The organism is Candidatus Methylomirabilota bacterium (assembly GCA_035709005.1).
Classification (GTDB): domain Bacteria; phylum Methylomirabilota; class Methylomirabilia; order Rokubacteriales; family CSP1-6; genus 40CM-4-69-5.
On record DASTFB010000109.1, the window covers coordinates 37,258 to 48,156 of the forward strand.

Genomic DNA, 10,899 nt, shown 5'->3' on the forward strand with positions numbered 1-10,899 from the left:
AAGCTGCCCGCCGACGGGCATACCGTTTAGCGGTGACCAGGGAGACGAGGCTGAAGCGGCCCGACGCGTCGAAACGCATCCGGATCAAGCGGGCGTACGACCCCTCTGCCGCGCAGGACGGCCGGCGCATCCTGGTCGACCGCCTGTGGCCGCGCGGGCTCAGCCGGCAGAGCGCCCGGATCGAGGAGTGGGCCCGCGACCTGGCGCCCTCGGCCCCGCTGCGCAAGTGGTTCGGCCACGACCCGAAACGGTGGCCCGAGTTCCAGAAGCGGTACCAGGCCGAGCTGCGCGCGCGCCCGGATCGGCTCGCCTGGCTGGCGGGACTGGCGCGGCGGGGGCGGATCACCCTCGTCTACGCGGCCCGGGACCCCGACCACAACAACGCCCGCGTGCTGCAGCGTCTGGTGGCCAGACGGTTGGGACAGCCCGGCCGGCGCTGGCGCGATACGGCGCGTTGAGTCAGGCATCGATGTCAATCGTGTCGGTCTCGACCTCGCTGAGCTCGGTGGCATCCAAGTTGCCACACTCTCACTCAGTACACCAACGGGAGGCGAGCTGCATGGCGACCATCGAGCAATCCATCAACGTCGACGTGCCCGTGCGCACCGCGTACAACCAGTGGACCCAGTTCGAAGAGTTCCCCAAGTTCATGGAAGGCGTCAGAGAAGTGCGCCAGCTCGACGACAAGCGCTTGCACTGGCGGGCGGAGATCGCGGGCAAGGAGAAGCAGTGGGAGGCCGAGATCACCGAGCAGACGCCCGACCAGCGCATCGCCTGGACCAGCCGCACGAAGCCCTGGAACGGCGGCGTGGTCACGTTCCACCGACTCGCCGATAGTGTCACCCGCGTGATGGTCCAGCTCGAGTACGACCCGGAGGGCGTCATCGAGAACGTCGGCGACACGCTCGGCGTCGTCTCGGCCCGAGTGAAGGGCGATCTGCAGCGGTTCAAGGAGTTCATCGAGACCCGCGGCTACGAGACCGGGGCCTGGCGCGGTGAGATCAAGCAGGATCGCGTGGAGAAGACCGACAGAGAGCGCCGGGCCTCGTAACGCCCGGGCCGAGCCTGGCGGAAGGGCCGCCGCGACGGCCCTTCCGCCTCCGTCATGCCCGCCATTGACTGCCGGAGACACCCCGGCTACGCTTGCCGCGCCCGGGTCCACGCATCCCAACACAGGGACGCTCCGCGGTCAAGAATCGAGCCGAGGAGGCAGCCATGGCCCGTCCACAGCCGTCTTCCCCTTTCGTGTCCGCCATCATCATCCTGTCGTGCGCCATCGTGCTCGTGAGCGGCGCCGCCGGCGACGTCGCAGCGCAGGCCAAGCCGGGGGCGGCGTACAAGCCCGAAGGGGAGATGCGCTGGGCGCTGTACGTCACGCTCGCTCCGGCGTGGTTCGATCCCGGCGACGTGGCCGGGTTCATCACGCCCTTCTGGGTGCTCTACGCGATTCACGACGCGGTGGTGAAGCCGATGCCGGGCAACCTCATGACGCCCAGCCTGGCCGAGTCGTGGACGGTCAGCAAGGACCAGCTCGTCTACGAGTTCAAGCTGCGGCAAGGGCTGAAGTTCCACAACGGCGATCCCTTCACCGCCGAGGACGTGAAGTTCAGCTTCCTGCGCGCCAAGAGCTCCAAGATCTTCAAGGACAAGGTGCGCGAGGTCGAGGTGGCCAGCCCCCACCGGGTGCGGTTCCATCTCCACGAGCCGTTCCCGGACTTCATGGCCTTCTACGGGACGCTGGCGACCGGCGCCAGCTGGGTGGTGCCGAAAAAGTACGTCGAGAAGGTGGGGCCGGACGGCTTCAAGAAGCACCCGATCGGGTTGGGCCCCTACAAATTCGTGAGCCACACACCCGGGGTCGAGCTGGTCATGGAGGCCTTCGAGGGCTACTGGCGCAAGATGCCGCACGTGAAGCGGCTGGTGTTCAAGAGCGTTCCCGAGGCCACCACCCGCGCGGCCATGCTGAAGAACGGCGAGGTCGACATCGCCTACCTCCTGGATGCGCCGACGGCCATGGAGATCAAGCGCGACCCGCGTTTGACCCTGGCGTTCTCGGGCGCGATCGGCATCCACTTCCTCGAATTCTTCGATCAGTGGGATCCGAAGTCTCCGTGGCACGACCGGCGGGTGCGGCTGGCCGCCAACTACGCGATCGATCGCCGGGCGCTGAACGAGGCCGAGACGCTCAGCGCCTCGCGCCTCACCGGCGGCATGGTGCCGCGCAAGTTCGAGTTTGCCCTGAGCATCGAGCCCTATCCCTACGATCCCGCGAAGGCCAAGCAACTCCTCGCCGAAGCGGGCTTCCCTAACGGCTTCGACGGGGGCGACTTCTACCCGTATCCGCCCTATTTCTCGATGGGCGAGACCATCGCCGGCTACCTCGCCGCCGTCGGCATTCGGACGAGGTTCCACACCATGGAGCGGGCGGCCTTCCAGACGGCGTGGAGGAACAAGAAGCTACGCGGGATCTGCTCGTGCATCACGGCGCAGTACGGCAACGCGGCCACACGACTGGCCGACCTGGTGACGAAGGAAGGGGTCCTCGCCGTGGGCCACGATCCCGACGTCGACGCGCTCTTCAAGCGCCAGGCTCGCGAGACCGATCGTGGCAAGCGCGAGGCGATGCTCCACCAGCTCCAGCATCTCATCCACGAGCGGGTACGGTTCGGACCCATCTGGGAGTACATCTGGCCGAGCGCGATCGGACCACGCGTGGCCGAGCCGGCGCTGCTGGCGATCGACCCCTACCCGTGGTCGGCGCCCCTGGAGGACGTGCGGCTCAAGCCGTAATCGGCTCCGAGGCGAGACGCCCGAGGAGGGCTAATCGGCCCGGAAGACCAGGTCGGGCTTGAGGTCCGCGATCCTGGTCCGGCCGCAGAGCCCCATCGCGACGTGCATCTGATCGCGCAGGATCTCGAAGACGCGCGCAACGCCCTCGGCGCCGTCGGCGGCCAATCCCCAGAGCGCGGTCCGTCCGATCATCACGACCTTGGCCCCGCGGGCCAAGCCCTTCAGCACGTCGGTCCCCCGCGAGAAGCCGCCGTCCACGACGATCTCGGCGCGACCGCCTACCGCCTCGACGATCGGTGGCAGCGCCTCGATGGACGACTGGGTGTGGTCGAGCTGACGCCCACCGTGGTTGGAGACCCAGATGAGGCGTACGCCGATCTCGACCGCGCGCCGGGCGTCGGCCACCGTCATGATGCCCTTGAGGCCGACCGGCAGCTTCGTCGTCTTCATGAGCCATTCCACGTCGGACCAGGTCAGGCGCATCTGGTAGTCGTGAAACGGGCCGCGGGGGTTGGGCGCGATCTCCATGGCCTTGCGCGGGCTCCAGCGCGCGAGGATGTCGCGCTCCCGCCGGCTGTAGTGCTGGGTGTCGACCGTGAGGGCGACGGCCTTGTAGCCGGACGCCTCGACTCGCTGGAGCAGCTCGCTCACCCAGCCGCGATCGCCGTGGTGGTAGAGCTGGAACATCTGCGGCGCCCCGCCCGCTTTGGCGACGTCCTCCACTGGCCACCCCGTGGCGCCGGAAAGCCACTGGAGCGTGTCGGCCTTGCCGGCCCCACGGGCCATCTGCACGTCGCCCTCGGGGTGGAAGAGGACGAGACCGCCCATGGGCGCCACGCCCACCGGCGAGGAAAGGGGCACGCCGAGCAGACTCGTGCGCAGATCGATCTCGCGCACGTCGACCAGGACGTTCTGCGCGATCGCCAGACGGTCGAGGTGGCGGCGGTTGCGCCGCAGCGTCGCCTCCGACTCGCTGCCGCCGTCGCCGAAGTTCCAGGCCTCACGGGAGAGCCGAGCCCGCGCGGCCCGCCGGATCTCGGACAGTGTCGCGAATGGACGTGGGAATTCCTCTTGTGGCGTCATGGCCCGGTACTATACGACAGTCCGGCCCGCGGAGTCTGGCAGGGAGGCGCCTCCTACGGCCTCTGTCCTGCTCACGTCCGAAGGTAGGCGTGGCGGACGATCTCGGAGGCCCACAGCTCCGCGGCGGTGCCGCGGGCGACGATCTCGCCCTTCTGGATGAGGAACCCGGCCCGGGCGATGTCGAGCGTCTTGCGCGCGTTCTGCTCGACGAGGAACACCGTCGTGCCCGAGTGGTTGATGGTGGCGATCATGCCGAAGAGCTGCTCGACCAGGACCGGGGCCAGGCCCAGCGAGGGCTCGTCCAGGAGCAGGAGCCGGGGCCGACTCATGAGCGCGCGCCCCATCGCGAGCATCGCCTGCTCGCCGCCGGACATCGTGGCCGCCTTCTGGTCGCGCCGCTCGGCCAGGCGCGGAAAGAGCGTGAAGACGTGGTCGCGCCGGGCGGCGAGGTCGGCCACGGCCCACTCCCGGAAGGCGCCCATCCGGAGGTTCTCGTCCACCGTCATGCGGGGGAATACCCGCCGGCCCTCCGGCACGACCGCGATGCCGCGCTGCACGATCTGGTCGGGACGCAGCCCGTCGATGCGCTCGCCGTCGAACAGGATGGTGCCGGCAACCGGCTTCACGACGCCGAGGATCGTCCGGATCAGCGTGGTCTTGCCCGCGCCGTTGGGGCCGAGCAGGCAGGCGATCTCGCCCCGCGCGACCGCGAGCGACACCGAGCGGAGAACCGTGATCGGCCCGTAGCGGACCGAGACGTCCCGCACCTCAAGCACGGACGGTGTCCCGTCCGAGGTACGCCTCGCGCACCTCCGGGTGCCCGGCCACCGCCGCGAAGGACCCCTCGGCGATCTTCCGTCCGTAGTTGAAGGCGATCACGCGCTGGCTCACGCCCTCGATCACGAACATGTCGTGCTCGATGATGACCACCGCCAGCCCCGGCATCTCGTCGCGGACGATCTGGAGGTCCTTCATCAGCTCCGCCGTCTCCTCGGGGCTCATGCCGGCCGAGGGCTCGTCGAGCAGGAGGAGCCGCGGCCGCGTCGCCAGAGCGCGGCAGATCTCCACGCGGCGCCGGTCGATCTGGGGCAGCTGGCCGACCCGTTCCCACCCGCGGGCCGGCAGCTCGGGATTGAACAACCCCAGGAGATGGCCGGCCCGAGCGATCGCCTCCTGCATCTCGACGCGCACCCGCCCGCGCCGCACGACGGCGTCGAGGAGCCCCGTGCGCCGCGCCGCGACCATGCCGGCGAGGACGTTGTCGAAGACCGAGAGGTTCGGGCAGAGCCGGCTCGACTGAAACGTCCGCGCCACCCCGAGGCGCGCGATACGGTGCGGCGGGAGGTCGCCGACGTTCTCGCCGCCGAGGAGGATCGTTCCCGCCGCGACCCGGTACAGCCCGGTGAGGGCGTTGAACAGCGTGGTCTTGCCCGACCCGTTGGGCCCGATGATCCCCACGCTCTCGCCCTCGGCGACGCGCAGATCGACGCCGTCGAGCGCGACGAGCCCTCCGAAGCGGATGGTCAGGCCGCGCGTCTCGACCAGGCTCACCGGTAGCGCCGCACGGCGGCCGGCCACAGACCCTGGGGCCGGTAGAGCAGCATGACCAGGATGACCACCCCGTAGAGGAGCAACCGGTATTCGTGGAGAAAGCGGAAGCGCTCCGGCAGCGGCACCAGCAGGCAGGCGCCGAGGACGACGCCGGGGATGGAGTCGACGCCACCGATGATGATCACGCTCAGCATGATCAACGAGTACCCGAAGTCGAAATCCGGGGGCGATACGAACCCGACCATGACCGCGTAGAAGGCGCCGCCGAGCCCGATGAAGAAGTTCCCGACGCAGAACGCGGTGAGCTTCGCGCGGGCGATCGAGATGCCGCAGCACTTCGCGGCGATCTCGTCGTCGCGGAGCGTGTTGAGCGCTACCCCGAGCCACGAGTCGTGGAGCCGGCGGATGACGCCCGTGGCGAACGCGGCCAGGGCCACAGCGGCGAAGTAGAAGTTGGCGTGGGCCGGCAGGGCGATGCCCAGGACCGTCGGCGCCGTGGTGAACGAGTACCCGAACAGGCGCAGGGTGGGGATGTTCTTGATGCCCTGGGGGCCGCCCGTGAACTCGAGGTTGTTCATGAGGACGTTGAAGATGAAGACGAACGCGATGGTCACCAGCGCCAGGTAGTGCCCCCGCGTGGTCAGGATCGGCACGAAGAGCAGGGTGCCGACGACGACCGCCACGACCGGGCCGGCGAGGAAGGCCAGCCACGCCGGCCAGCCGGCCGACACGGTGAGCAGGCCGACCGTGTAGGCGCCGAGGCCCGCGAAGGCGGCGCCGGCGAGGTTGATCAGGCCCGCCGTGCCGATCTGCAGATTCAGGCCCTGCCCGATGACGACGTAGAGCAGGGCCAGGGTGGCGACGAACGTCCAGTAGGGGCTCGTCCGCAGCGCGAACGGCAGCGCGAGCGCGCACACGGCGCCGCCGGCGAGGGCGGCCGTCGGGTGCCCGGCGAAGGCGCCGGCCAGCGCCGCGCGCAGCCGCGGCAGCGCGCGCACCAGCACGAGGGCGGCCAGCCCGGCCGCCGCGGTGCCCGCCAGCGCCAGCGGCGACTCCGCCAGGATGCCGAGGATGACCAGCACGAGCACCACGGCCTCCGCCGCCCAGACCAGGATCACACGCGCTCCACGCTCTTCGCGCCGAGGATGCCGCTGGGGCGCGCGACCAGGAAGAGCAAGACCACCGCGAAGGCGACAACGTCTCGGAACTCCGAGCCTCGAGGGATCAGCGCCGCGGCCATCGTCTGCACGAGCCCGAAGAGGAGGCCGCCCAGGATGGCGCCGTAGACGTTGCCGAGCCCGCCGATGGCCGCCGCCGAGAACCCGATGACGCCCCCGGTGACCCCCATGATGAAGTGGATCTCGCTGTAGTAGAGGCCGCTCAGGATGCCGGCCACGGCGGCGAGTCCCGACCCGAGAAAGAACGTCGCGTCGACGGTCCGGTCGAGGTTGACCCCCATCATCTGCGCCGCTTCCGGGTCCTGGGCCACCGCGCGGATAGCGGCGCCCATGCGGGTGCGGTTGATGATCCGGTCGACGGCGACCATGGCGGCGAGACCGATGGCGAGGATGGCGAGGTTGTCGTAGCGGATCACCACCCCGCCCACGTCGAACGCGCCCTGCGGCAGCAGCCACGGGAAGGGCTTGGGGTCGGCGCCGCGGGGGTAGAAGATCAGCACCGACTCGCGGATGACGAGACCGAGCGAGAGCGTCGCCAGCAGGGTCATCAGGGGCGACGAGCGGGCGAGCGGCTTGACGCACACCCGCTCGGCGGCCACGCCGATGAGCCCCGTGATCACGATGGAGGCCGCGAACGCCACGGGGAGGGCCACGGCCGGCGTACCGGCGCCCGCGGCCGCCAGCCCGGTCAGGACCGAGAGCCCCGCGAAGGCCCCGAGCATGTAGATGTCGCCGTGCGAGAAATGGATCACGTCGAGGACGCCGAAGAACAGCGTGAACCCGACGGCGATCAAGGCGTACATGACTCCCAGCATCAGGCCGTTCAGCGCCTGCTGGAAGAGCAGCTCGAGCGGCGGCATCGAGCCCGCAGCTACATCTTCTTGTACTTCAGGCCCGGCAGCGTGCGCTTGCCGGAGGCGTACTCCGAATCCTCCCAGAGCACCCACTTGCCGTCCTGGCTGACGTACTTGGAAATCAGCGGCACCGTGTTCTGTCCGTACTCGTCGAACTCCACCGGGCCGATGATCGTGTCCTGCTTCTTGGTGCGCTTGAGCCGCGCCGCCACCTTGGCGCGGTCCGGCCCCACCGCCTCGATGGCATCGATGACGAGGTTGGCGGCCACGTACGCGAACGGGCCGTAGGCCTCCGACGGCTCCGGGAACCCGGCCTTGGCGTAGGCCGCGAGGAACTTCTTGCCGCCGGGCAGCTTCTCGGTCGGCGCGCCCTCGACGAAGGCGAGCGTGCCCTCGGCCGACGGCCCGGCCGTCTCGTTGAAGGTGTCCGACTTGATCCCGCTCGTGCCCTGGAACTGCGCGCGGAAGCCGAGCTTCTCCATCTGCACGCGCACGCGCACGCCGTCCGGGGTGAGGCCCCCGTACCACAGCACCTCCGGCTTGTCGGCCTTCGCCCGCGTCAGCTCCGCCGCGTAGTCCTTCTGGTCCTTGGCCGTGCCCTGGCTCGAGAGGATCTTCCCGCCAGCCTTCTCCACGAACTGCGAGAACCACTTGGCGTGCGCGCGCCCGTAGTCGGTCGTGTCGTGGACGAGGGCGAAGGTCTTGAACCCGAGGGTCTTCACCGCGAAGTCGGCGGCCACGTTGTTCTGGTTGATCATCGTCCCGTTGACCCGCGTGATCTCGACGTGCTTGTGGCCGTACGTGATCTCCGGCAGCACCGCACCCCACACCATGGCCGGCATCCCGGCCTTGTGGTAGGTGTCCACGGTCGCGATGGCGGTGACCGAACAATAGTGAGTGACGCCCGCAATGACCGCCGGGTCCGAGGAAGCCTTGAGGGCCGCCTGCACGGCCACCGTCGGCTTGCACTCGTCGTCGAGGATTTCGGCCTCGTAGCGGTACTTCGCTTTCGGGTCGGCGTTGCGCTCCCGCAGCGCCAGCTGGAACGAGTTGCGGCCGCCGAGCCCGTTCGACGCCGTCCCGCCCGTCAGGGGACCGATGAAGGCGAGCTTGACGGCCGGTTTCTGGGCCCAGCCGCGGAAGGGACGCAGCCCGAGCCCGAGGGCCGCTCCTCCCGCGAGAAGCTGACGACGGCTGACGTGGTAAAGAGTCGCTCTCATGTCGCTCCCTCCTCAACCCCGACCGTGGACGTGGGTGCCCGGCGGCAGGGTCCACACATTAGCCGAGGACGCCGCGCCGGGGCGGAAAAAAGTCACCGGGGGCGGTCCGCCCCCCCGGATGTGGGCGGGGGGACGAAGAGGTAGCGGGCGATCAGCTGGAGCGTCCTCGCCTCTTCGAACACCCGCACGCCGTCGGCGTGCGCGATGCGCGCGAGGACCTCGAGGAACGCGCGCCGCTCGTCGCTCGTCGTGCCGTCCACGATCGTCCGGGCCAGGTATGTCAGCTCGAGCAGCTCGTCGGGAATCTGGAGGAGCTGGTGGACCAGCGGGCTGGCCACGTCCGGCGCGACCCCTGCCTCGCGGGCCACGAACGTCCGGAAGGCTTCCAGCTCGTGGTCGTGCACCGTGTCGTCGGAATGGAGCACGAGCAGCACCATCCCGATCCTTGCCGCGTGAACCTCGTCGATCGCGGTGCCGCCCGCACGCCGCGCCAGGGGCAGCACGGGATTGCGCCCGTATTCCTCAGCCTCGCGCTCCAGCCGGGCCATCGCGGGGGCCAGCGGCAGAGACCGTCGCCATGCGAGACGGAGGGTCTTCGTCACATAGGCGATCGGCGAGGTCCCCACGGCGTCGACCCTCGAATCGATGAGGTTCAGGACCTCTCGCTCCGCGCCGCTCAGGACCTCGTCGGCCTGCGCCATCTGCCGGACCGCCTCCAGGAGCTGCTGCCGGTCCGCCCTGGTGCGGATCTCCCCGAGCACGGTGTCCACCATCTGGCCGAGCTCCTCCCGGGAGAGGCGAGCGGCCTGATAGTACGCGAGCTCGGCCCACTCCTGCTCGGTGAGCGTGTGCTCGAACACGAAGTCCTTGAGGAGGTTCTGCTCCTCGAGCGTGACGTTGTCGTCGGTGGCGGCAATCGCCATGAGGAGCTTGAAGAACAGGAGCTGGAGCCGCCGGCCAGGCTCCTGCTGGATCGGCGCCGCCACGCTCTCGAAGCGTCTGACCACGGCGCGCCGGCTCGGCGTCTGCACGAGCGACCGGAGACGCTCGAACATCGCCTCAGGCGGGACGCCCGGGCAGGGGGTGCCGGAGCGAGATCACGACCGGCGGGGCGGGACGCATCGTTCCGTCGAGAGTGTACTCGCGGGCCCCCACCGGCCTCAACCCCGTGAGGGTCCGCCAGCCGTAATCGGCTCCGAGGCGAGACGCCCGAGGAAGCGCTATGGGCGAGGGCCGGCGCCCGCCGGGGCGTAGACGAAGCCGCCCGCCCGCATGAGGCGCTCGCGGGAGGCCAGCAGATCGTCCTTCAACCGGGCCAGCCGCGCCGCCGGGAAGGTGAGCTGGCCGCCGCGCTTGACGATGCGGCCGGCGATCAGAACGGTGTCCACGTTGCCGCTCTCCGCGCTCATCACCACCGCGTGCACGGGGTCGCCCAGGGGAACCGACGGGAAGATGTTGAGGTCGGTGGTTTGGACCATGACCACGTCGGCCTGCTTGCCGGGCGTCAGCGAGCCGATCCGGTGCTCGAGGCCGAGGGCCCGGGCCCCACCGAGCGTCGCCCACCGGAGCGCCGAGCGCGTCGTCGTGGCGTGCTGCTGCGCGGGGTAGCGCCCGGCGGCGGCCAGGGCGCGATTGTCCAGCTCCCGCTGGTGCAGGAACGCGCGCCGCATCTCGGCCAGCATCGAGGCGGCGAAGTAGGGATCGACGTCGGTGCCGAGCGACGGCAGGCCGCCCAGCTTCTCCACCCGGCCCAGGAGCGCCGGCCGTTCGCAGTTCAGCATCTCGGCCATCACCGTCGCCGAGATCGAGCAGCCCGAATTCACGATCATCGCCAGCTCGTCGTCGTCCAGGCAGTTGCCGTGCACCACGTTGTGGTCGGGCCCGAGCAAGCCGGCCTTGGCGAGCCGGTACATCCCGTCGGGAACCATGCGCTTGCCCGGGCGTCCGAAGGTGTGGGCGCTGGTGATCAGGCCGTACTCCCGGGCCAGGGTGATGTCGGCCTCGGCCACCTCGTAGGCGCCCCAGTCGGGTCCCAGGATGGCCAGGGCCAGCGTGACCAGGCGATCGTCCGAGGCCAGGCGACCGGTGCGCAGGCGATGAATCTCCTCGCGGGGCTGGGGGATCTCGAAGAACGGTCGCGGGTCCGGCCGGCCGATCGGCTTGGCCGTGCCGTGGCCGAACACCGCGCGGATGCCCGATTCCTCCAGCCCGTCGAGCGCGGCG

The 10,899-nt window shown here is 69.8% G+C and carries 11 protein-coding genes; 3 read left to right on the forward strand and 8 right to left on the reverse strand.

Annotated elements, in window-relative coordinates:
• Positions 1-32 precede the first annotated feature (32 nt).
• The 3 genes from VFR64_20185 (at position 33) to VFR64_20195 (ending at position 2,790) form a co-directional block, all read left to right on the forward strand.
• Positions 33-458, forward strand: a complete 426-nt coding sequence (locus VFR64_20185) for a DUF488 family protein (GenBank protein HET9492056.1) — start codon at positions 33-35, stop codon at positions 456-458.
• A 101-nt stretch (positions 459-559) separates the two neighbouring features.
• Positions 560-1,051: an SRPBCC family protein gene (locus VFR64_20190; GenBank protein ID HET9492057.1), complete on the forward strand. Its 492-nt coding sequence runs from the start codon at positions 560-562 to the stop codon at positions 1,049-1,051.
• A gap of 164 nt (positions 1,052-1,215) precedes the next feature.
• A complete protein-coding gene (locus tag VFR64_20195; GenBank protein ID HET9492058.1) occupies positions 1,216-2,790 on the forward strand; it encodes an ABC transporter substrate-binding protein in 1,575 nt (524 codons plus the stop codon).
• Positions 2,791-2,820: 30 nt separating this feature from the next.
• Here VFR64_20195 and VFR64_20200 read toward each other — a convergent pair whose 3' ends face one another.
• From VFR64_20200 to VFR64_20235, 8 genes are all read right to left on the reverse strand, one after another.
• Positions 2,821-3,873, reverse strand: a complete 1,053-nt coding sequence (locus VFR64_20200; GenBank protein ID HET9492059.1) for an alpha-hydroxy acid oxidase — start codon at positions 3,871-3,873, stop codon at positions 2,821-2,823.
• Between the two features lie 71 nt (positions 3,874-3,944).
• Positions 3,945-4,649, reverse strand: a complete 705-nt coding sequence (locus tag VFR64_20205) for an ABC transporter ATP-binding protein (protein ID HET9492060.1) — start codon at positions 4,647-4,649, stop codon at positions 3,945-3,947.
• Positions 4,642-5,424, reverse strand: coding sequence for an ABC transporter ATP-binding protein (locus tag VFR64_20210; protein ID HET9492061.1), 783 nt, complete (start codon positions 5,422-5,424; stop codon positions 4,642-4,644). Before VFR64_20210 ends, VFR64_20205 begins: the two co-directional genes overlap by 8 nt.
• A complete protein-coding gene (locus tag VFR64_20215) occupies positions 5,421-6,542 on the reverse strand; it encodes a branched-chain amino acid ABC transporter permease (GenBank protein HET9492062.1) in 1,122 nt (373 codons plus the stop codon). The genes VFR64_20210 and VFR64_20215 overlap by 4 nt, the downstream gene beginning before the upstream one ends.
• Complete coding sequence (locus tag VFR64_20220; GenBank protein HET9492063.1) at positions 6,539-7,462, reverse strand: branched-chain amino acid ABC transporter permease; 924 nt, start codon at positions 7,460-7,462, stop codon at positions 6,539-6,541. Before VFR64_20220 ends, VFR64_20215 begins: the two co-directional genes overlap by 4 nt.
• An 11-nt stretch (positions 7,463-7,473) precedes the next feature.
• On the reverse strand, positions 7,474-8,676 hold the full coding sequence (locus tag VFR64_20225) for a branched-chain amino acid ABC transporter substrate-binding protein (protein ID HET9492064.1): 1,203 nt from the start codon (positions 8,674-8,676) through the stop codon (positions 7,474-7,476).
• A 92-nt stretch (positions 8,677-8,768) separates the two neighbouring features.
• Positions 8,769-9,731, reverse strand: coding sequence for a TerB family tellurite resistance protein (locus VFR64_20230; GenBank protein HET9492065.1), 963 nt, complete (start codon positions 9,729-9,731; stop codon positions 8,769-8,771).
• Positions 9,732-9,896: 165 nt separating this feature from the next.
• Positions 9,897-10,899 (reverse strand): amidohydrolase family protein (locus VFR64_20235; GenBank protein ID HET9492066.1); only part of this gene is annotated, 1,003 nt, incomplete at its 5' end.

Bases quoted from the DNA above. Each gene is read 5' to 3' on its own strand.
- VFR64_20220 (HET9492063.1), bottom strand. From the start codon at position 7,462: ATGCCGCCGCTCGAGCTGCTCTTCCAGCAGGCGCTGAACGGCCTGATG.
- VFR64_20195 (HET9492058.1), top strand. From the start codon at position 1,216: ATGGCCCGTCCACAGCCGTCTTCCCCTTTCGTGTCCGCCATCATCATC.
- VFR64_20230 (HET9492065.1), bottom strand. From the start codon at position 9,731: ATGTTCGAGCGTCTCCGGTCGCTCGTGCAGACGCCGAGCCGGCGCGCC.
- VFR64_20225 (HET9492064.1), bottom strand. From the start codon at position 8,676: ATGAGAGCGACTCTTTACCACGTCAGCCGTCGTCAGCTTCTCGCGGGA.
- VFR64_20190 (HET9492057.1), top strand. From the start codon at position 560: ATGGCGACCATCGAGCAATCCATCAACGTCGACGTGCCCGTGCGCACC.
- VFR64_20200 (HET9492059.1), bottom strand. From the start codon at position 3,873: ATGACGCCACAAGAGGAATTCCCACGTCCATTCGCGACACTGTCCGAG.